The sequence below is a fragment of the Ruegeria sp. CF5 genome, from assembly GCF_056537325.1.
Map to the genome: position 1 here is coordinate 624,621 of NZ_JBQFRI010000001.1, position 21,774 is coordinate 646,394.

Annotated in this window: 18 protein-coding genes; 9 read left to right on the forward strand and 9 right to left on the reverse strand. The window is 57.7% G+C overall.

All coding sequences use genetic code 11. The features are described from left to right. Positions 1-19: 19 nt before the first annotated feature. The 3 genes from ACR0NW_RS02945 to ACR0NW_RS02955 all read right to left on the reverse strand — a co-directional run bounded on the left by ACR0NW_RS02945 (position 20) and on the right by ACR0NW_RS02955 (position 3,585). Entirely contained in the window at positions 20-1,183 is a 1,164-nt protein-coding gene (locus ACR0NW_RS02945; protein WP_170650693.1) for an isovaleryl-CoA dehydrogenase, read from the reverse strand. A gap of 489 nt (positions 1,184-1,672) precedes the next feature. Further along, positions 1,673-2,863 (reverse strand): DegT/DnrJ/EryC1/StrS family aminotransferase, encoded by a 1,191-nt coding sequence (locus ACR0NW_RS02950; RefSeq protein ID WP_480448919.1) that lies wholly within the window; start codon positions 2,861-2,863, stop codon positions 1,673-1,675. Between the two features lie 50 nt (positions 2,864-2,913). Further along, positions 2,914-3,585 carry an HAD-IA family hydrolase gene (locus tag ACR0NW_RS02955; protein WP_480448918.1) on the reverse strand — a complete coding sequence of 224 codons (672 nt, stop codon included), beginning with the start codon at positions 3,583-3,585 and terminating at the stop codon, positions 2,914-2,916. Between the two features lie 133 nt (positions 3,586-3,718). On the opposite strand from ACR0NW_RS02955, the gene glmU reads away from it, so the two are divergent. Genes glmU through ACR0NW_RS02975 form a run of 4 tightly spaced genes read left to right on the forward strand, consistent with a single transcriptional unit; the run spans position 3,719 to position 8,140 of the window. After that, positions 3,719-5,071, forward strand: a complete 1,353-nt coding sequence (gene glmU, locus ACR0NW_RS02960) for a bifunctional UDP-N-acetylglucosamine diphosphorylase/glucosamine-1-phosphate N-acetyltransferase GlmU (RefSeq protein WP_480448917.1) — start codon at positions 3,719-3,721, stop codon at positions 5,069-5,071. A gap of 3 nt (positions 5,072-5,074) precedes the next feature. After that, positions 5,075-6,898, forward strand: a complete 1,824-nt coding sequence (gene glmS, locus ACR0NW_RS02965; RefSeq protein ID WP_480448916.1) for a glutamine--fructose-6-phosphate transaminase (isomerizing) — start codon at positions 5,075-5,077, stop codon at positions 6,896-6,898. Positions 6,899-6,901: 3 nt separating this feature from the next. Beyond that, positions 6,902-7,444, forward strand: a complete 543-nt coding sequence (locus ACR0NW_RS02970; protein ID WP_480448914.1) for a pyridoxamine 5'-phosphate oxidase family protein — start codon at positions 6,902-6,904, stop codon at positions 7,442-7,444. A 9-nt stretch (positions 7,445-7,453) separates the two neighbouring features. Continuing rightward, on the forward strand, positions 7,454-8,140 hold the full coding sequence (locus ACR0NW_RS02975; RefSeq protein ID WP_480448913.1) for a DNA alkylation repair protein: 687 nt from the start codon (positions 7,454-7,456) through the stop codon (positions 8,138-8,140). Here ACR0NW_RS02975 and ACR0NW_RS02980 read toward each other — a convergent pair. Beyond that, positions 8,128-8,550 carry a hypothetical protein gene (locus tag ACR0NW_RS02980; RefSeq protein WP_480448912.1) on the reverse strand — a complete coding sequence of 141 codons (423 nt, stop codon included), beginning with the start codon at positions 8,548-8,550 and terminating at the stop codon, positions 8,128-8,130. The two genes, ACR0NW_RS02975 and ACR0NW_RS02980, sit on opposite strands and share 13 nt — an antisense overlap. Before the next feature lie 91 nt (positions 8,551-8,641). On the opposite strand from ACR0NW_RS02980, the gene moaA reads away from it, so the two are divergent. Then, positions 8,642-9,649 carry a GTP 3',8-cyclase MoaA gene (gene moaA, locus ACR0NW_RS02985; RefSeq protein WP_480448911.1) on the forward strand — a complete coding sequence of 336 codons (1,008 nt, stop codon included), beginning with the start codon at positions 8,642-8,644 and terminating at the stop codon, positions 9,647-9,649. A 1-nt stretch (position 9,650) separates the two neighbouring features. Further along, entirely contained in the window at positions 9,651-10,949 is a 1,299-nt protein-coding gene (locus ACR0NW_RS02990) for a 3-deoxy-D-manno-octulosonic acid transferase (RefSeq protein ID WP_480448910.1), read from the forward strand. A 101-nt stretch (positions 10,950-11,050) separates the two neighbouring features. On the opposite strand, the gene ACR0NW_RS02995 is transcribed toward ACR0NW_RS02990, so the two are convergent. The 5 genes from ACR0NW_RS02995 to ACR0NW_RS03015 all read right to left on the reverse strand — a co-directional run bounded on the left by ACR0NW_RS02995 (position 11,051) and on the right by ACR0NW_RS03015 (position 17,643). Beyond that, complete coding sequence (locus tag ACR0NW_RS02995; RefSeq protein WP_170650703.1) at positions 11,051-12,214, reverse strand: M20 aminoacylase family protein; 1,164 nt, start codon at positions 12,212-12,214, stop codon at positions 11,051-11,053. Between the two features lie 24 nt (positions 12,215-12,238). After that, positions 12,239-13,402 (reverse strand): M20 aminoacylase family protein, encoded by a 1,164-nt coding sequence (locus ACR0NW_RS03000; RefSeq protein ID WP_480448909.1) that lies wholly within the window; start codon positions 13,400-13,402, stop codon positions 12,239-12,241. A gap of 16 nt (positions 13,403-13,418) precedes the next feature. Continuing rightward, on the reverse strand, positions 13,419-14,585 hold the full coding sequence (locus ACR0NW_RS03005; RefSeq protein WP_170650705.1) for a M20 aminoacylase family protein: 1,167 nt from the start codon (positions 14,583-14,585) through the stop codon (positions 13,419-13,421). 63 nt (positions 14,586-14,648) lie between these two features. Continuing rightward, positions 14,649-15,818: an acetylornithine deacetylase gene (argE, locus tag ACR0NW_RS03010; RefSeq protein ID WP_480448908.1), complete on the reverse strand. Its 1,170-nt coding sequence runs from the start codon at positions 15,816-15,818 to the stop codon at positions 14,649-14,651. 4 nt (positions 15,819-15,822) lie between these two features. Continuing rightward, on the reverse strand, positions 15,823-17,643 hold the full coding sequence (locus ACR0NW_RS03015; protein WP_480448907.1) for an ABC transporter ATP-binding protein: 1,821 nt from the start codon (positions 17,641-17,643) through the stop codon (positions 15,823-15,825). A gap of 284 nt (positions 17,644-17,927) precedes the next feature. Here ACR0NW_RS03015 and ACR0NW_RS03020 point away from each other — a divergent pair, with 284 nt between their 5' ends. The 3 genes from ACR0NW_RS03020 to ACR0NW_RS03030 all read left to right on the forward strand — a co-directional run bounded on the left by ACR0NW_RS03020 (position 17,928) and on the right by ACR0NW_RS03030 (position 21,713). Further along, the gene (locus ACR0NW_RS03020) at positions 17,928-19,634 is read left to right on the forward strand and encodes a peptide ABC transporter substrate-binding protein (protein WP_170650708.1); all 1,707 of its coding nucleotides are present in this window, start codon (positions 17,928-17,930) and stop codon (positions 19,632-19,634) included. Positions 19,635-19,732: 98 nt separating this feature from the next. After that, the gene (locus ACR0NW_RS03025; RefSeq protein ID WP_170650709.1) at positions 19,733-20,740 is read left to right on the forward strand and encodes an ABC transporter permease; all 1,008 of its coding nucleotides are present in this window, start codon (positions 19,733-19,735) and stop codon (positions 20,738-20,740) included. Beyond that, complete coding sequence (locus tag ACR0NW_RS03030; RefSeq protein ID WP_170650710.1) at positions 20,733-21,713, forward strand: ABC transporter permease; 981 nt, start codon at positions 20,733-20,735, stop codon at positions 21,711-21,713. Before ACR0NW_RS03025 ends, ACR0NW_RS03030 begins: the two co-directional genes overlap by 8 nt. The last annotated feature ends 61 nt before the right edge of the window (positions 21,714-21,774 follow it).

Consider the following 21,774-nt stretch of genomic DNA (forward strand, 5'->3'; position numbering starts at 1 on the left):
GCTGCGGGGCGTTTCACGCTCAGAGCATTTCGTTCATCAATTCGCGCCCGATCAGCATCCGGCGAATTTCACTGGTACCCGCACCGATCTCCATCAGCTTGGCGTCACGGAATATGCGGCTGACGGCAGCGTCCGACAGGAATCCGGCCCCACCCATCGCCTGCACGGCCTGATGCGCCTGAGTCATCGCCTGCTCCGAAGCGTACAGACAGCAGGCCGCCGCATCCTGGCGCGTGACATCGCCCCGGTCACAGGCCTTGGCCACTTCGTAGATATAGGCCCGTGCAGAATTCATGGCCGTGTACATATCCGCGATCTTACCCTGCATCAGCTGAAAGGTTCCGATCGGCTTGCCGAACTGCTTGCGTTCGGCCAGATACGGCATGATCTCGTCCAAACAAGCCGCGATGATGCCGGTTCCGATGCCTGCAAGCACCACCCGCTCGTAATCCAGCCCGGACATCAGAACGGCAACACCCTTGCCCTCTTCGCCCAGCACATTCTCGAACGGCACCTCCACATCCTCAAAGATCAGTTCAGCCGTGTTCGACCCACGCATACCCAACTTGTCGAAATGGGGAGAGGTCGAGAACCCCTTCATCTCTTTTTCGACCAAAAAGGCCGTGATGCCTTTCGAACCGGCCTCGGGGTCGGTCTTGGCATAGACCACCAGCGTATCGGCATCCGGGCCATTGGTGATCCAGTACTTGTTGCCATTCAGGCGGTAGTGGTCATTGCGCTTTTCGGCGCGCAGCTTCATTGACACCACATCCGACCCGGCCGAAGGTTCGGACATCGCCAACGCGCCCACATGTTCACCAGAAACGAGGCGCGGCAGATATTTCTGCTTTTGCTCTTCGTTGCCGTTCAACTTGATCTGGTTCACGCAGAGGTTGGAATGCGCACCATATGAAAGCGAAACCGAAGCCGAGGCGCGCGCAATCTCTTCCACCGCAATGGTGTGGGCCAGATAGGACATACCGGCACCGCCATATTCTTCGGGCACGGTTACGCCCAACAGCCCCAGCTCGCCCATTTCCTTCCAAAGCTCGTTGGGAAATTCGTTGCTGGCATCGATCTCGGCGGCCATCGGCTTGACCCTCTCCTGCGCCCAGCGGTGTACCATTTCACGCAGGGCGTTCACATCTTCACCCAGATCGAATTGCATTGTCGCAGTGAACATCCCCGCTCTCCTCCCGGAATTAATGAACATCTGTTCAAATAAATTGGCACGGACAGCGCGGTGGGTCAAGCACAGTAATTGCACCCGGTCGCGGCCAAGGAGTGCAAATGCACCGAACACTCATCAATTACTAAAAATGAATTCGACTAACCGACCAAAATCACTCAATTTTAATCCAGAGCCATCGAGTCACAGGATTGTCGAAACTTTTGACAGCGAAACCGCTAACCGACCCGGATAGCGCGTTTCTGAAGGCAAGCAGGCAAACACGGCGTCCAAGACAATCGCCAACTCAGGTCCGGCAATGGTGCCGTTACAGACACTGACACACGATTATGCGCATTCCGGTCCACTCCCGCCCAACGAGCGGCAATGCTGCTCCCTTTCACCAACTACCATCCCGGCAGGCAAGCAGAAGAAAAACATCGTAGAATGGTGGCAACAAAAAAACACTCTGGGCGACATCACCAGAACCTGCGGCTGCGGCGCTCAGGATTGATAAACCGCACCCACTTCGGCACGAATAATGCGCGCGATCAGGCTGCAATCCTCCAGCGTAAAGGTCAGCGGAACGCGCATGTCCATGATGCCGCCCAGAACGCGGTCACTTTCGGGCATCTGCTCGCTTTCTGCATAGCGCCAGCTGTCATAGCGTGACGTGAAGCCGGTGGGCTCTGCCCCGCCAAACCACTTGAGTTCGACCCCGCGCGCAGCACAACGGCGGATGACCTCTGAAATGCGCTCGGCAGCCCAGTCCAACAAAAGAAACTGAATGGAAGAGCCGACATAGGTTTCAGCCTCGGGCCTTTCCACAACAGTCAATCCGGGCGTACCGCGCAATCCGTTTTCGATCACTTGGTAGCGTTCGTTCCATCGCGCGACCTGCGCATCAAGGTCGCGTAGCTGAGGTCGCAGGATCGCAGCCCGTAAATTGTCCATTCGTCCCGAAATATTCGGAGTGTGGTATTTGATCCGGTCAAAGACCTCTGACGGGGGAGCAGCCAGATGGCGTTCATACAGCATATATGACCCGGACAGCATGATGGCTTTGGCCGCCAACTCTTCGTCATCAGTGACAAGCAGACCACCCTCACCCGAATTCACGTGCTTGTAGGTCTGGCAAGAGTAACAGCCGATTGCGCCGCTGCGCCCGGACGGCACACCGTTCCAAGCGGCCCCCATGGTGTGGGCACAATCCTCGATCACAGTGACGCCCGCCGCATCACAAATCTGCATTAACCTGTCCATGTCGCACAGATGTCCGCGCATATGGCTCAGCATCAGGACCTTGGACTGCCCAAGCTTGGATTGCAGATCGTCTAGGTCAATGGTCAGGTTTTCGGTTACGCCGACAAACACCGGCTTCGCCCCGACCGAGGCGATGGCCCCCGGAACCGGTGCAAGCGTAAATGCGTTGGTCAGGACGGGATCACCCGGCTTCACGCCAACCGCGCGCAAGGCCGTTGCCAGCGCATAACCGCCTGAAGCCACAGCCAGACAATACTTTGACCCAAGCTGTGCCGCGAATTCCTGCTCCAGCAAGGCTGTTTCACCCAATTCGCCAGGTGCCACATTGTAGCGGTGCAAACGGCCATGGCGAAGCACGGCCATCGCCGCGTCGATCGCGTCATCCGGGATAGGTTCCTGCTGGGTAAAACTGCCGGTGAATTTCTCTGTCATGGCCCTGTTGTGAAGCCGGGCGCAGGCCGGGTCAAGGCAACAATCGCCTGTCAGGCCGCTGCACCGATCAGGTCCGGCACCAATCCCGGCAAATCGTCAAAATGATCCAGCAATGCCTCTGGCTCCAACGCAGCCATATTGTCGCCCGAGGGACCAAATGTCACCAGTACCGAGGGCACACCTGCAGCCCGTGCCGTATTCCGGTCGGTATCCGAATCCCCAATCAGCACACATCGCGCCGGATCACCGCCCGCACGCCGCGCCGCTTCGCGCAGCGGTTCGGGGTCAGGCTTGCGCACGGGCAGAGTGTCTGCGCCAACCAGCGATGCGAAACTGTCCCGCACCCCCATCTGTTTCAACAACTGATGCGCCAGTGCTTCGGGTTTGTTCGTACAAATACCCACGCCGTAACCTGCGGACTTCAGTTTTTCGACCGCGTCCATCGCACCCGGATAGAAGCTTGTGTGAATGTCGATGGCTTCGGAATATGCATCCAGCAACACGGGATAATAGGTGTGGACAGTCTCGATGTCATAGGCCCCCACGCGCTCAAGACCGTGGGTCAGCATCATGCGACCGCCGCGCAAAGCGATCCCGGCATCCTGCCCGTGCACAAGAACGTCACCATATCCCATCTGCCGAAAACAGTGGTTTGCTGCGGCCAGCAAATCCCCGGACGTGTCCGCCAATGTCCCATCCAGATCAAAGATGACCGTCCCCATGTTAGCTCCTTGCTCGGCGAGTTTTCGCCATACCGTGTTGCAAACGGCAATCTTGTTTGATCGCCGAACCGCTTGCGACTTTGCCCCCAGCGGATAAAACGGACAGCGACAAAACAAAAGAGAAATCATTTTCATGAGTACTGCCCTTGTCATTCTGGCCGCCGGAAAAGGCACAAGAATGAATTCGGAAATTCCAAAGGTTCTACACCCCATTGCCCATGCCCCCATGCTGGTGCATGCCATGCGGGCTGGTGCCGTTCTGTCGCCGGAGCGCACAGTTGTAGTAACCGGACACGGCGCCGATGCCGTCGGCAAGGCTGCGATGTCCGAGGACGAGACGGCACAGGTCGTTCGGCAAGAGGAACAGCTGGGCACCGCTCATGCGGTCGCACAAGCACGTGCAGCGCTGGAAGGTTTTGAAGGCGACGTGGTCGTCCTTTACGGGGATACGCCATTCCTGCAACCCGAAACACTGGAACGCATGATTGCGGCGCGTTCTCGGGACGATTTGGTCATTCTCGGTTTCGAAGCGGCTGACCCCGCCCGATATGGGCGACTTGTAATGCAGGGTGACACGCTGGAGCGGATCGTAGAATTCAAGGATGCAACGGACGAAGAACGCCGGATAACCTTTTGCAATTCCGGCCTTTTGGCCTGCGACGCAGCAACATTGTTTTCTCTGATCGATGCGGTTGGAAACGACAATGCCTCCGAAGAATACTACCTGACCGATGTTGTTGAGATCGCCCGCAGCCGCGGATTGAACGTCACGGCCGTCGCGTGCGACGAGGCCGAGACGCTGGGCGTCAATTCGCGTGCCGATCTGGTGGCTGCTGATGCGGTGTTTCAATCCCGCGCGCGTACCGAACTGCTGGAACTGGGCGTTACACTAATGGCCCCCGAAACCGTTTATCTGGCCGCAGACACCGTTATCGGAAGAGACACGGTTATCGAACCCAACGTGGTGTTCGGCCCCGGCGTCACTGTCGAAAGCGGTGCAACGATCCGGGCGTTCTCGCACCTTGAAGGATGCCACGTCAGCCGTGAGGCAATTGTCGGACCCTATGCCCGCCTGCGCCCCGGTGCAGAACTGGCCGAAGGTGCGCGTATCGGCAATTTTGTCGAGATCAAGAACGCAGAAATTGGCGAAGGCGCAAAGGTCAATCACCTCAGCTATATAGGTGATGCCTCGGTTGGTGCTGCAACAAATATCGGGGCGGGCACTATTACCTGCAACTATGACGGCGTCATGAAGCACCGCACAGAGATCGGGCAGAACGTATTTATCGGCTCGAATACCATGCTGGTCGCCCCGGTTTCGCTGGGCGACGGTGCAATGACTGCAACCGGAACTGTGGTGACCAAGGATGTGGGGGCCGACGCTTTGGCGGTCGCGCGTCCACGGCAGGAAAACAAACCGGGCTATGCGCGTAAATTGTTTGATATGTTAAAGGCGAAAAAGGCTCGCCGCGATAAAGGGGCCTGAACGATGTGTGGAATTGTCGGAGTACTGGGGCAGCACGAAGCCGCGCCCATTCTTGTCGAAGCGCTGAAACGGCTGGAATACCGCGGCTATGACAGCGCAGGTATCGCAACCGTGAATGACGGGGCGCTGGGACGACGCAGGGCCGTAGGCAAGCTGGTCAACCTGAGCGACTTGCTTGTTCACGACCCGCTGCCCGGAAAATCCGGGATCGGGCACACCCGCTGGGCTACACACGGGGCGCCATCGGTCACAAACGCGCATCCCCATCGCGCCGGGCCGGTAGCCGTCGTGCATAACGGTATTGTCGAAAACTACCGCGAACTGCGCGCTGAGCTTGCTGAAAACGGGATCGGATTCGAGACCGAGACGGATACCGAAACCGTCGCATTGATGGCCGAGCATTACATGAATTCTGGCATGCCTGCGGTCGAGGCGGCTTTTACCACAATCGACCGTCTGGAAGGCGCATTTGCGCTGGCGTTTCTGTTCGATGCCGAGGATGATCTGATCGTTGCCGCCCGCAAGGGCTCACCGCTGGCAATCGGGCATGGGGATGGTGAAATGTTCGTGGGGTCGGACGCGATCGCGCTGGCACCTCTGACGGACAGGATCACCTATCTTGAGGAAGGCGACCGCGCGGTTTTGACCCGTACTTCGCTGGAAATCCGCAACGAAAAGGGTGAACTGGCCAATCGCGAGATGCGCAAGATCAAGCTGGATCAGTCGCGCACCGACAAAGGTGGCCACAAACACTTCATGGCCAAGGAGATTGCGGAGCAACCGGTTGTGGTCGCCCAGGCGATCCGGTCTTATCTGCCGACGGGAACCGACAGGGTTCAGTTTGCGGATGTGGATCTGGACTTCACCAAGCTGGACCGACTGACAATGGTGGCTTGCGGGACGGCGTTTTATGCCTGCCTCACCGCCAAATACTGGTTCGAACAACTTGCCGGGATGCCGGTCGAAGTCGATATTGCAAGCGAGTTCCGTTACCGTGAACCCCCGATCCCGGGCCGTACGCTTGCACTGTTCGTCAGTCAATCCGGCGAAACCGCCGATACGCTGGCCGCGCTTCGCTATTGTGAGGGCAAAGCGGACAAAATCGTATCCGTGGTCAATGTACCCGAAAGCTCTATCGCGCGGGAAAGCGATATCGCATTGCCCATCCATGCCGGTGTCGAAATTGGAGTTGCCTCGACCAAGGCGTTCACCTGCCAGTTAAGCGTCCTGTTGATGCTAGCGCTCAAGGCCGCCGCAGATCGCGGCACATTGTCTGATGAGGAACTGGCAGATCACGCCGCCGCCTTGCGCGGCCTGCCATCCGCGCTGAATGCAGCGCTGGATCAAAATCGTGCGATCCGCAAGGCCTCACAACGACTGAGCGAGGCGCGCGATGTGCTGTTCCTTGGGCGCGGGCTGATGTATCCGCTCGCACTGGAGGGGGCGCTGAAACTCAAGGAAATCAGCTATATCCATGCCGAAGGTTATGCCTCGGGCGAGTTGAAACACGGCCCCATCGCCCTGATCGACAAACACATGCCGGTCGTCGTCATGGCACCGCGTGATACGGTCTTTGACAAGACCGTGTCGAACATGCAGGAGGTGATGGCGCGCAAGGGCAAGGTCATTCTGGTTTCCGATGACGAAGGGATTGCGGATGCCGAAGACGGCGTATGGACAACCATCCGAATGCCGCATGTACACCCCAGCCTGACGCCGATCCTGTACGCGGTCCCTGCCCAATTACTGGCCTATCATACCGCGGTTGCCAAAGGCACCGATGTCGATCAACCTCGTAATCTGGCAAAATCTGTTACGGTGGAATAGGAAATGGCCAAACAATTCCCTTCTCTGGAAGAGGCGCACACTAAATTCATCTCGGAACAGCACCTCTTTTTTACCGGATCGGCCGGGTTTGACGGTCGGGTGAACATCTCTCCCAAGGGAATGGACAGCCTGAGGGTCATGGGGCCTAACCGAATTTTGTGGATGAACCTGACCGGCAGTGGGAATGAAACTGCCGGGCACTTGCTGGAAAATGACCGAATGACGCTGATGTGGTGTTCGTTCACCACTCGGCCGCTCATCCTGCGCGCATACGGTACAGCTCGGACCGTGCACGCCGATGACACCGACTGGCAGGAACTGTCAGGACATTTCCCGAACCATCGCAGCGCTAGACAAATCTATGATGTAGCCATCGACGTGGTTCAGACCTCTTGCGGCTATGCAGTGCCTTTCATGGACTTCCGGGAGGATCGGGACACGATGCAGAAATGGGTGGACGGCAAGTCCGACAAGGATATTCGCACCTATTGGGCTGAAAAAAACCAGACGACAATCGATGGCAAGCCCACCGGCGTTCCCGTCTGAGGCTTCAGAATGGCAAACAAATACCTCGACCAGATCAAAGCCCATTCCGATCCCGAAAAAGCTGCCCAGATGGAGGCTTATCACAAAGTCAGCCGCCCTTACCTTGGCGTTTCCAACCCGGTTCTCAACGATCTGAGCAAATCGTGGCGGCAATCACTGGATGTTAACCAACGGGTTGAGTTGGCAGATGCTCTGTGGAAAACGAACATTCACGAGGCGCGTGTTGCCGCATCAAAGGTACTGACGCAGGCGCGCATCCGCCCTGATGAGGCTGTTTGGGACCTGCTGCAAAGCTGGCTACCGGATTTCGACGCTTGGGCAATTGCTGATCATGCCTGCATGGCAATGCAGAAACGTCTGACCGCCGATCCTTCGCGTCTGGATCAGGTCGCAGACTGGACTGTTTCAGATCACATGTGGACAAGGCGTGCCGTACTTGTTGCGACCCTGCCCTGGACCAAACAAAACCACCCAAAACCTGCAGAGTTGAAACAACGCGCCTGCATTCTGGGCTGGGCCGCCACTTACGTTTCAGATCGCGACTGGTTTATCCAAAAGGCGGTGGCATGGTGGCTACGGGAACTGTCCAAACACGACGCTGACCGGGTCGTGGCTTTTTTGGACCGGCACGGGGAAAGCATGAAACCCTTTGCCCGCAAGGAAGCGGGCAAATACCTCAGGGATCAGTTGGAATAAACTTCCAGTTCGACCAATTCATCAAACGGTACCAGCAATGCGCGCATCGCCTCAACTGACAAGCGGCTTCCGCCGCCTTCCGGGCCCGGTGCGGGTACAAGCGTAACGTAGGCCTGCGCACCCGTCCTGGGCACGACTATCCTTCCATTGATCTCGCTTTGAACCAATGGTGTTTCCAGCCAGCGCCCGGGCGTATTGGGATCGCCCAATCCTGCAATTGTCTTTTTGGCCCCCTGCCATCCCGGAATGGCGGCCGCGACAGGCTGTTCCTCAACCTGATCCTCGACAGCCTGCTCTTCGACAACGGGTTCCGGTTGCTTCTCGCCACCATCGAACAGACGGCTCGATGTTGAACGGATGGCGTCGCAACCAGCAAGGAAAACGCAAAAGATCAAAAGGGTGTGTTTCATAACCGAACCCTACCGTTGCCTATGCGGGCTTGCCAGTCAAAATCGGCAGATCACCCTTGCCGCTGGCCCCCTGCCGCTTTACGTATTGCGAATGACTGCTCCGCTCATCGACCCGTTTGCCCGCGCTATCACCTATCTCCGCGTCTCCGTTACGGACCGCTGCGATTTCCGCTGCGTATATTGCATGTCCGAGAACATGACCTTTCTGCCCAAGAAAGAACTGCTGACGCTGGAAGAGCTGGATCGCATGTGCTCGACCTTTGTCCATCTGGGCGTGGAAAAACTGCGGATTACCGGTGGCGAGCCATTGGTGCGTCGTAACATCATGACGTTCTTCAACTCGATGACCCGGCATCTGGAAAGCGGCGCCCTGAAAGAATTGACGCTGACCACCAACGGATCTCAACTGTCCCGGTTTTCGGACGATCTGTATGCCGCGGGTGTTCGCCGCGTAAATGTATCCCTCGACACGCTGGACGATGACAAGTTCAGCCAGATCACCAGATGGGGGCGTCTACCGCAGGTCATGCGCGGAATTGACGCTGCGCAGAAAGCCGGGCTGAGAATCAAGATTAATGCCGTGGCCCTCAAAGGTTTCAACGAAGAGGAACTGCCCCGGATCACCGAATGGTGCGCCGAACGCGACATGGACCTGACCTGGATCGAGGTCATGCCGATGGGCGACATTGGCAATGAGGACCGTCTGGATCAGTACTGGTCGCTCAAGGATGTGCGTGCCGAGTACGAAAACCACTATCAGGTAACCGATCTGGCCGAGCGAACCGGCGGTCCGGCACGCTATGTACGGCTGGAAGAAACCGGTCAGAAGATCGGGTTTATCACACCTCTCAGCCACAATTTCTGCGAAAGCTGCAACCGCGTGCGCCTGACCTGCACCGGTGAGTTGTTCATGTGCCTCGGGCAAGAGGATATGGCCGACCTGCGCGGCGCATTGCGTGATCACCCCGACACGGAAGAGCCGCTTGAGAACGCGATCCGCGCTGCCATCTCCCACAAACCCAAGGGCCACGATTTCGACTATTCCCGCCAGCGTATTGACGGTCAGATGACCCGCCACATGAGCCATACAGGCGGCTGACATGTCTGACCCGGGCGGCCACCCGACGCTGCTTTACAAATCGTACTGCGCGATAACATCGTTGCTGGCCCCGATTGCCTGGAAGACCGTGCGCGGCAAACTGGAAACCGCCGGTGTTTCCAAAAACCGACAGCAGGAGCGTCTTGGCCATGCCAGCCTGCCCCGGCCCGAGGGCCGACTAATCTGGTTTCACGCTGCCAGCGTCGGCGAAAGCCTCTCGGTCCTGAGCCTCATTAAGCGAATGGGCCAGCGCCTGCCGGATGCAGAATTCCTGATCACATCCGGAACGCCTACCTCGGCTGAGCTCATTGCAAAGCGCCTGCCGCCACGAACCCGACATCAGTATCCGCCTTTGGATACCGCTGCCCCGGTTCGCCGGTTTCTCGACCATTGGCGCCCCGATGCCGGGATATTTGTCGAAAGTGAAATCTGGCCGCGCCTCATTGTTGAAAGCGCTGGAAAAGGTGTCCCGTTGGCACTGCTGAATGCGCGTTTGTCCGAAAAATCAGTCGCCGGCTGGAAAAAGCGCCGCAAGACTGCTGGTTTCATCCTCAGCCGGTTCCGCCTGTTCCTCACGCAGAACGACAAAACCGCCTCCAACCTGATCGAGATGGGGGCTGATTCAGCACACGTTCAGCCCGGCACAAACCTCAAAGCCATGTCGGACCCGCTTCCGATCGACCAGGCAACCCTTGCTGACATCCGCACTCAGATCGGCGAACGACCAGTCTGGATTGCCAGTTCGACGCATGCGGGCGAAGAAGATGTCATCCTTGCCGCGCATTCCACTTTGCTCAAACGCTGGCCGGATCTGCTCCTTCTTCTCATTCCCCGCCACCCCGAACGGCGCGGCGACGTCGTCAGCCTTATCGAAGCTGCCGGTCAATCCTTTGCATTGCGCACCGCCGGGCAAACCATCGAAGCGGACACACAGGTATATGTGGCCGATACCCTCGGCGAAACCGGCACATGGTATGCAGTGTGCCCTATCGTCTTCCTCGGCGGGTCCTTGAAGGAAATTGGTGGCCACAACCCGTTCGAACCAGCGCAGGCGGGGGCGGCGATTCTCACCGGGCCCGGGTACTTCAATTTCAGGGAAACCTTTGCTCCGTTAGTCGATAGCGGCGGCGCCAAAGAGGTGCGGACCTCCGAGGATCTGGCCGATGCAGTTGCCCACTGGCTAACTGATGACACAGCCCTTGCTACAGCGCGCGCTGCGTCACAAGGTTGCGTTGCCGATCAAAGCTCAGCCTTGGACGCCGTTGTCGGCACCCTCTGCACCCGCCTTGATCTCGCCTGACATTTGCCCCTTGCAAAGGGGATTCAGCTTCATCGGACCTAGAATACACCGGAGGAGTCGCGCAATGCGTGACGGGGGCAGCGCCCCCGCCCCGTCAAATATCACGCAGCTGGCATCCGTTGTTCGACAATTTCTGCCCACCAGCTACACCCGGCCGGGATGGCTTCGTCGTTGAAGTTGTACTCGGGATGGTGAACCATCGCAGTATCGCCGTTCCCGACTAGAATGTACGCACCCGGCCTTTCCTCGAGCATAAAGGCAAAGTCCTCGCCCCCCATGACCAAAGGTGCGTCTTCGCAATCGCCGGACACCGAACGCGCAACCTGTGCCGCGAAATCGGTCTGCTCGTCGCTGTTCACCATAACCGGGTACCCACGAATGTAATTCACGTCCGCCGTACCGCCGAAAGTGGCCGCGATACCGTTGCAGATTTCATTGATACGCTGTTCGGCAAGATCACGCATGTCCTTGCTCATGGTCCGCACGGTACCTTTGATCTGCACCTGCTGCGGGATCACGTTAAAGGCCTTGGACGAGGTTTCGAACGACGTCACGGACACAACGACCTGATCGATCGGGTCTGCGTTGCGTGATGCGATCGTCTGCAGGGCCAGTACGGCCTTTGCGGCAATAATGGTGGTATCTACGGTCTCATGCGGTTTGGCGGCATGACCGCCCCGCCCTTCGAAAGTGATGTCGAACTGATCTGTCGCGGCAAAGAACGCTCCGGGGCGGATGGAGAAACTGCCAACCGGCTTACCGGGCCAGTTGTGCATTCCGTAAACCTCCTGAATGTTCCAGCGACCCATCATGCCGTCATCACACATCTCTTTGCCACCGCCGCCGCCTTCTTCGGCAGGCTGAAAGATAACGACGACTGTTCCGTCAAAATTGCGGGTCTCGGACAGGTATTTGGCGGCACCAAGCAGCATCGCCGTGTGCCCATCGTGACCACAGGCATGCATCGCACCCGGAGTTTTCGACGCATAATCCAACCCGGTCGCCTCCAGAATCGGCAGCGCATCCATGTCGGCACGCAGCCCGATCACCTTGCCTTTGGTGTCAGATTTGCCCTTGATCACACCGACAACCCCGGTGCGGCCAATCCCCGTCACAACCTCGTCACAACCAAATTCGTTCAGCTTCTCGGCTACCAGAGCACTGGTCCGATGCGTATCAAACAGGATTTCCGGATTTTCGTGAATATCACGGCGCCACGCGGTGATTTCGTCCTGCAATTCTGCAAATCGGTTCTTAACTGGCATTTCTTCTCTCTCTCCTGTTTCCACTCAAGCAGCCGGCATCCGGCGCTCGACCATTTCGGCAAACCATGAACATCCCATCGGGATGATCTCATCATTGAAATTGTATTCGGGATGGTGCAGCCCTGCGCTGTCGCCGTTGCCCAGAATAATGAAGGCGCCCGGACGTTCCTCCAGCATGAACGAGAAATCTTCGCCCCCCATCACCATCGGCGCCTCATCGCAACTGCCGCCCACCGCAAGCGCGGCTTCGGTAGCATAGCCCGTCTGCTCTTCGGCATTGATCGTGACCGGAACGCCTCGTGTGTAGGTAACCTCTGCAGTTCCTCCAAATGTGCCCGCTATGCCTTGCACCACATCCTTCAAACGGTTTTCGATCAGATCGCGCATCTCGTTCGAATGGGTCCTGACCGTTCCGCGCAACCGCGCGGATTGCGGGATCACGTTGAAAGCATTGGACGAGGTTTCAACCGACGTCACCGACAAAACACCCTGATGGATAGGATCGGCATTCCGCGAAACGATGGTTTGCAACGCGACAATCAGCTGCGAAAGCAAGACAGTCGTATCCACGGTTTCCTGCGGTTTGGCGGCATGACCGCCGCGACCTTCCAACTGAATGTCAAACTCGTCAGCGGCTGCAAGCAGCGGACCGGACCTGATCGCGAATTGCGCAGTCGGAACGCCGGGCACGTTGTGCATCGCATAGACTTCCTGAATCCCGAACCGATCCATCAGGCCGTCCTTGACCATGGCTTCTGCACCGTTTCCGCCTTCTTCAGCAGGCTGAAAGATGACAATGGCGGTTCCATCGAAATTCCGTGTCTCGGCCAGATATTTTGCGGCCCCCAACACCATCGCGGTATGCCCGTCATGTCCACACGCATGCATCGCATCCGGAGTTTTAGAGGCATAGTCCAGCCCCGTCTGCTCCTGCATGGGCAGCGCGTCCATATCGGCGCGCAACCCGATAACGCGGCCCTGCGTATCTGCCTTTCCCTTGATGACCCCGACAACGCCGGTTCTTCCGATCCCGGTCACAACCTCATCGCAACCAAACTCCGCCAGCTTTTCGGCAACAAGGGCGCTGGTACGGTGTGTGTCGTAGAGAATTTCGGGATGTTGATGAATGTCACGCCGCCAGCCGGTGATTTCTTGGTGCATCTCTGCAAGACGGTTTTTGATCGGCATGTCATTCTCCCCTTTTTCACGCCACAGGCATTCGTCGTTCCACCAGTTCAGCAAACCAGCTGCAGCCGGCCGGAATGGCGTCATCGTCAAAATTGTACTCGGGGTGATGGCACATCGCCGTGTCCCCGTTCCCGATGAAGATGTATGCTCCGGGCCGTTCTTCAAGCATGTAGGCAAAATCTTCTGACGGCATGATGGGGTCGGTGTTGTCATTCACCTTTCCCGAAATAGCCTCGGCGGCTTCGGCGGCATACCCGGTTTCAACCTCGGAATTCACAGTCGCCGGATAGCCGGGCGTCCAAATCATCTCGGCGCTCGCGCCGAAAGCCGACGCGGTGTCCTCGGCAATACGCCGCACCCGCTCCTGGGCAATGCTGCGGTATTCGGGATCCAGCGTCCGGACCGTACCTTGCAACCGGACCGTATGGGCGATGACATTCGACGCAACGCTGTCTGTCACAAATGTTCCCACGGTCAGAACGACGCGTTTGACCGGATCGACTGTACGCGCAACAACCGACTGAAGTGCCACAACAATGTGCGAAGCAACCAACGTTGTATCCACCGCATCATGCGGGGCAGCAGCGTGGCCACCCTTGCCCGTCACCACGATCTCGAACTCATCGGATGAAGCGAGCAATGCACCGGGCCGAATGGCAAATTCTCCAACCGGCAATCCCGGCATGTTGTGCATGCCATAGACTTCCTGAATGCCCCAGCGCTCCATCAGGCCGTCCTGACACATGGCCAGCCCGCCTGCTCCGCCTTCCTCGGCCGGCTGGAAAATCAGAACAACAGTGCCGTCAAAATTGCGGGTTTCCGAAAGATACTGGGCGGCACCTAGCAACATCGAGGTGTGCCCGTCATGCCCGCAGGCGTGCATCTTGCCCGAAACGGTCGATGCATAATCCAACCCCGTGGCCTCTTCGATCGGCAATGCATCCATATCCGCGCGCAATCCAATCACGCGCCCGGTTGTGTCGGTTTTTCCCCGGATCACCGCAACAACCCCGGTTTTTCCGACGCCGGGAGTAATTTCATCGACGCCAAACTCTTTCAGGCGCTCGACAACGAAGGCTGCTGTTTCGTGCACATCGTACATCAGTTCGGGATGTGCGTGCAGATGCCGACGCCATTTGGTGATCTCACCATGCATTTCGGCCAGTCTGTTCTTGATCGGCATATCCAACTCTCCCCTTTTTGGACCACCTGCAGAATTAGTGTCTTCGTCGCAAAGCCTTACGCGTCATTGCTCAACTAGCCTTTCCAGAAGGCCTTCCATGAATTTTTGTCCGGCGTTGAACTGCGCAACGGTTATGAACTCGTTTGGCTGATGCGCCTGAGCGATATCCCCGGGACCACAAATCACGGCGGAATATCCCGCCTCCTGAAACTGTCCGGCCTCAGTACCGTAGCTGACGACATGCGAGGCATTATCCCCGGTCAGGGACCGCACCAGCGCTTCAGCCTCGCCATCCTTTTCGGGCACCAGACCGGGGATCGAGAAGTTTTCAGACAACTCGATGCGGGCATCAGGGTGAGTCGCCTGCATCCTGGCCTCAATGCGGTTCACCTGCTCAAAATATTCATTGCGCCACTGGTCGGCCTCTTCTCCAGGAACGACCCTGAAATCCATCATGAAATGGCAATCTTTGGCAGTAATGTTATGCGCCGTGCCACCCTGAATCATTCCCACATGACAGGTTGTCCAGGGCGGATCGAACATCGCCGCAATTTCCGATGGTGTTGCCGCCATATTCTCGGCATTGCGTCGATTGGCCCATTCGATCAGGGGCGAGGCGGACATGATCGCGTTAACGCCAGTATGCATGATCGAACTGTGAACCTCGAACCCGACAACATGGGTGTCATAGCCAAAGCCACCCTTATGCCCTGTCACCGCCTGCATCATCGACGGCTCGCCGACAATCACCGCCGATCCTTTGGGCAGCACGTCCTGCATCGCATCGATCATCGGCGGGGCACCCGTACATCCGATCTCTTCATCAAAGCTCAGCGCCAGCTGAAGTGGACGATTGACGCCTTTGTACTGCGCCTCGACCAGTGCCCAGATGGCCAGCGCATCAAATCCTTTCATGTCACAGGTGCCGCGCCCAAAATACTTGCCATCGCGTTCAGTCACAGTGAAGGGGTCGGTATCCCAGGGCTGCCCGTCCACGGGAACAACATCCGTGTGCCCGGACAGGACAACTGCGCCCTCTTCCACAGGGCCGACATGAGCGAACAGCGCCGCCTTGTGCGGCTGCTGCGGGTCCGGCCAGCGATGCGGTGTGATCCCGTGGCTTTCAAGATATCCTTCGACCCAGTCAATCAGCGGCAAGTTGGTGTCGCGGCTCACCGTTGGAAAGGAGATCAGCTTGGTCATGATCTCCAAAGGCGTCAGACGCACAGGCATTGGTTCAATATCCGCTATCGGTCGTCAGGATGAAGTGGCCCGGTTCGACTTCTCGGTATTCCGACGGCTCCGGCTTGTATCCAATTGGATGAATGGGCGACGGGATGGGCTTGAAGTTCAAGTCTTTTTCGGACTTTCGCTTATTCGGATCAGCGATCGGAACCGCCTTCATCAGTGCCTGGGTATAGGCGTGCTGAGGGTTCTCAAAAACGCGCGCCCGGGGCCCAAGCTCAACGATTCTGCCCAGATACATGACGCCAACATGGTGGCTGACCCGTTCGACCACAGCCATGTCGTGCGAGATGAACAGATAGCTGAGGCCAAGTTCGGATTGCAGTTCCATCATCAGATTCAGAACCTGCGCCTGCACCGACACGTCCAGCGCCGAGACGGCTTCGTCCGCGATGATCAGTTTCGGGTTCAGCGCAAGAGCCCTTGCAATGGCGATACGCTGCCGTTGTCCACCCGACATTTCGTGCGGGAAGCGGCGCATGAAACTGCGCGGCAGATGCACACGGTCAAACAGGTTGGCCACCCGATCCTGCAATTCAGATCCCGACGCCACGCCGTAGTTGCGCATCGGCTCAGCGACCTGATCCACCAGCTGCATCTGAGGATTGAGCGAGGCAAAGGGATCCTGAAAGATCATCTGCATGTCCAGACGCGCCTTGCGCAAACCCTTTTGATCCAGCTTCATGATATCGACGCCATCCAGATCGACCTCACCAGCCAACGGCTCGACTAGGCGCAGAATCGAACGGCCTGCCGTCGACTTGCCACAACCGGATTCGCCCACAAGGCTCAGCGTCTGGCCCTTGTTCAGGGTGAACGATACATCTTCGGTCGCGTGAACATTTGATATGGTACGGCGCAGCAAACCGCCTTTGACCGGAAAGCGTGTCGTCAGGTTTCTGACGGTCAGCAAGGGGTCTTCGGTTCCGGGAATCGGCGCGATGTTCTGCCCTTCCACTCCCAGAAGCTTCATCGGCTCAGGCGCCGATTTTCCACGCATCTCGCCTAGTTTCGGCACCGCAGCCAGCAAAGCCTTGGTATAATCGTGCTTCGGGTTTTCGAAGATTTCGGAAACGGTGCCCTCTTCGACCTTGTTGCCCCGGAACATGACGACCACACGGTCCGCCATCTGGGCCACCACCGCCATGTCGTGGGTGATGAACATGACTGCAGTGCCGGTTTCCCGCTTGAGCCGGTCCATCAACGCCAGAATCTCTGCCTGAATCGTCACATCCAAGGCCGTCGTCGGTTCATCCGCGATCAGCAGACGCGGCTCACACGCCATGGCCATCGCGATCACGACACGCTGACGCATGCCACCGGACAATTCGTGCGGGTACTGTTTCAACCGCCGCTCCGGCTCGGGGATACGAACCTGCCGCAACAGTTCCAACGCGCGCTCCTCGGCAGCCGCCTTGGACAAATCCTTGTGGATACGTAGCCCTTCAGTCAACTGGCGGCCAACCGTAAAGACCGGGTTCAGCGCCGTCATCGGCTCCTGAAAGATCATTCCGATCTCGTTGCCGCGAATCTGTTTCATCAGATCCTGATCAGCCCCGGAAAGGTCCAATTCCTCGCCATCACGCCGGTCAAACAGCAGTTGGCCACCGGCAATTTCACCGCCGCCAAACTCGACAAGGCGCATCAAAGACAGCGACGACACCGATTTTCCGGACCCGGATTCGCCAACGATACATACGGTTTCGCCGGGATTTACCTCAAAGGAAACATCTTCGACCCCAACCACGGGTCCGTCCTTGGTTTGGAATTCGACCCGCAGTTTCCTGATCTGTGCAATAGGCTGGTCCAGCACGCGCGCGCTCCCCTTGGCGGCTTGTTGTTCTTGAGGGCCAAACGCTAAGGCGGCAAGGCGGGGAAAGTCAAACGCATTGCTGATTTTCCCAACGGCAAGACTTGCAATTTTCGGAAACTCTGTTTCGATACGCCTCGTAACCGTTCCTGGGGAGAGAACGTATTTCGCGAAACGTAAGATGCGATTTGGTGAAAAATCAGAATCTTACCCCAAAACGGCAACGCCTAATCCGCAGGCAGAGCGGAGAAACGAGAGACACACACGTGTCCAACAAGGAGTGTAGAATGAAAGTCAAAGCTCTTTTGCTAGGCGCCATCGCCAGCACGGCCATGGCCCCGATGGCCTTTGCCGAGCGTGGCTCGGATGGCAATGTCAGCATCATTTATTGGCAAGCGCCATCGATCCTGAACCCGTTCCTCTCGGGCGGCACCAAGGACGTTGAATCGGCCTCGCTGGTGATCGAACCTCTGGCGCGCTACGACCAGGACGGCAACATGGTGCCCTATCTGGCAGCCGAAATCCCGACCGTCGAAAACGGTGGCGTCAGCGAAGATCTGACTTCGATCACGTGGAAGATCGCGCCTGGAATCACCTGGTCTGACGGTTCGCCCTTCACATCCGCGGACGTGAAGTTCACGGCTGACTACTGCATGCACCCCGAAGGTGGCTGTGCGCAGGTCACCAAGTTCGAAGGCGTAACCTCGGTCGAGGCGGTGGATGATCTGACTGTCAAAGTCACGTTCGATGCGCCGACCCCGTTCCCGTACGGTCCGTTTGTCGGTGGCGAAAGCCCGATCATTCAGGCAGCACAGTTCGCCGACTGCATGGGCGCGAAAGCCCCGGAATGCACCGAGCAGAACTTTAACCCGATCGGCACCGGCCCGTTTGTTGTCACCGAGTTCAAGCCGAACGACGTGATCACCATGAAGGCCAACGACAACTATCGCGATCCGGCGAAACCCGCCTTTGCGACGCTGACCTTCAAAGGTGGTGGCGATGCAACCGCAGCTGGTCGTGCCGTCATGGAAACGGGCGAGTTCGACTATGCTTGGAACCTGCAGCTGGCACCCGAGGTGATCCAGCAAATGCAGGAAGGTGGCAAAGGTACTCCGGTCGCAGGCTTTGGCCCGCTGGTCGAGCGTATCATGCTGAACCAGACCAACCCGTCGCCCGACCTGCCGGAAGGCGAGCGTTCGACGGCCAAGCATCCGCACCCGTTCCTGCAGGACCCGGCGGTTTACAAAGCCATGTCGCTGGCCATCGACCGTCCGCTGCTGGTGGAAATCGGCTATGGTCAGGCCGGTCAGGTCACCTGTAACTGGGTTCCGGCCCCTGCTGCAGTGAATTCGGACACGTTCACCTGCGACAAGCAGGACATCGAAGGTGCGAAGAAACTGCTGGATGACGCAGGTATCGTCGACACCAACGGCGACGGCGTGCGCGAAAAAGATGGTGTACCGCTGAAGATCGTCTATCAGACCTCGACCAACGCCGTCCGTCAGGACTTCCAGGCGCTGATCAAGGAATGGTGGAGCCAGATCGGCATTGAAACCGAACTGCGCAACATCAACGCATCGGTATTCTTCGGCGGTGACCCGGGTTCGCCCGACACCTTCCAGAAGTTCTATGCGGACGTTGAAATGTACGCCAACACCTTCAACGGCACCGACCCGCAGTCCTATCTGGGCAACGGCCTGTGCGACAAAGCACCCAAGCCGGAATCGCAGTGGCAGGGTGAAAACATCAGCCGCTTCTGCAACGAAGAGTTCGACAAGCTGCATGGTCAGCTGGCCGAAACCGCCGGTGCAGAGGAACGCGCGAAAATCGCCCGTCGTCTGAACGACATCATGGTCGAAAACGGCGGCATGATCCCGCTGGTGCACCGTGGCCGTCTGTCGGCACACTCGAACACGCTGGGTGGCGTGGTCCTGAACGTGTGGGACAGCGAGCTGTGGAACGCAGCCGACTGGCACCGCAAAACCGGTTCCTGATCGGTTATACTTGCAAAACCGCGCTCCGATCTTTATCGGGGCGCGGCCTCTGGCATAATGCCCCAAGAAAAAGACTCATAAACTAAGGCGCCCTCTGAATGCTGAACTTTACCATCCGACGATTGGTTTTGGCCGTCCCGACGCTTTTGTTCATCAGTCTCGTGATCTTCCTGCTGCTCGAACTTGCACCCGGCGACCCCATGGCACAGGTGCCGCTAACGGTCCCACCCGAGGTCAAGGAAAAGATGCGCGAGGCGTTGGGTCTCGGCCAGCCGATGCACATCCGATTCTGGAAGTGGATCGTGCAATTCTTCTGGATCGAACCGCAGGTTCTGATCGATTCGATGTTCGGAACGACGTTCTCCGAGGGTGATTTGCGCGTGATCTCGTGGCAGACCCGCTCACCCGTCATGGACATCGTGGTTCAGCGTATTCCACAGACGCTTTGGGTTGTTGGCACCGCTTATGTCGTTGCCATCATAATCGCCCTGCCCATCGGCATCTATTCGGCATATCGCCAGTATTCATGGTTCGACCAGATGGGGACATTTGTTTCGATGGTCGGCTTTTCGGTCCCGCCGTTCTTTTCTGGGGTGCTGGTGATCGTCATCTTCTCGGTTCAACTGGGCTGGTTCCCGTCGATTTATGATACGACCCATGTGGTCAACGACTGGGATAGTTTCGTTGTGCAGCTACAACAGATGATCATGCCGGTCATGGTGCTGGCCCTTCAGATCACCGCACAACTGAGCCGGTTCATGCGGGCTTCGATGCTGGACAACCTCAATCAGGATTATGTTCGCACCGCCCGCGCCAAAGGCCTTAGCGAATATACCGTGGTTATGGTGCACGTCCTGCGCAACTCGATGATCCCCGTTGTCACCGTGATTGCCCTTGGTATTCCGGCCATCTTCGGCGGTGCCATCATCACCGAGCAGGTGTTCAAGGTAAACGGAATCGGCCAATTGCTGATCGGCGCCATCCAGGCAAATGACCTGCCGATGGTACAAACCCTGACTTTCATTTTCGCCGTGCTGATCGTTTTGTTCAATCTGATCGCCGACGTTCTCTATGGCATTCTGGACCCGAGGATTCGCTATGACTGATCATGATCGTACCGATACGCTGGTCCCGGACGAAGGTATTGCGCCAGCCTCGACCGCGCTGCCAACCGCGGATGTGATGGAAGAACTGGCAACCCCACCGCGCAGCCAATGGCGCGATGTGTGGGACCAGTTCAAAACCCACAAAGGCGCGATGCTGGGCGCGGTGCTGTTCATCTTCATCGTGGCAGCCGTCTATATCGGTCCGTACCTTTGGACGATTGATCCAACTCAGATCGATATCCGCTCGCGCAATCAGGGCCCAAGCTGGGGGCATCCCTTTGGTACAGATCAGCTGGGCCGCGATATCATGGCCCGCATGATGTCTGGCGGACAAACCTCGGTATCTGTGGGCATCACCGCGATGTTGCTGGCCCTGTTTCTGGGATCGTTCATCGGGGTTGTTGCCGGGTTCTTCAAACGTCTTGACGGACCTCTGATGCGCCTGACCGACCTGTTCCTGGCCCTGCCCCTGCTACCGCTGTTGCTGGTCATGATGCTGCTGTTTCGTGAGCCTCTGTCGGCTGCATTCGGACTGGAACGCGGGATTTTCATCCTGATCGTTGCCGCTATTGGAGTTACCTCTTGGATGCCTACTGCACGCATTGTGCGTGGCGACGTGCTGGCCATCAAAGAGCGTGAGTTTGTTCTGGCCGCCCGTTCCATCGGGACAAGCAATTCGCAGATCATCACTCGGCATATCCTGCCCAACGTTCTGTCGCCGATCATGGTGTCGGCAACATTGGGCATCGCAACCGCAATCATCACGGAGAGCGCCCTGTCCTTCCTTGGCCTTGGATTCCCGCCTGACTTCCCAACTTGGGGGCGGTTGCTGTTCGACGGTGTCGACTATCTTCAGCAGTACCCGGAACGCGTGTTCTGGCCCGGGCTGGCTATTTCGCTGACAGTGCTGAGCGTCAACTATCTGGGCGATGGCCTAAGAGATGCGCTCGACCCCCGCATCCGGGGACGCTGACGCCGCTGAAAAAGTCAAAAGAGGCCGCCTGTCCGGGCGGCCTTTTCATTTGCCCCTTCCC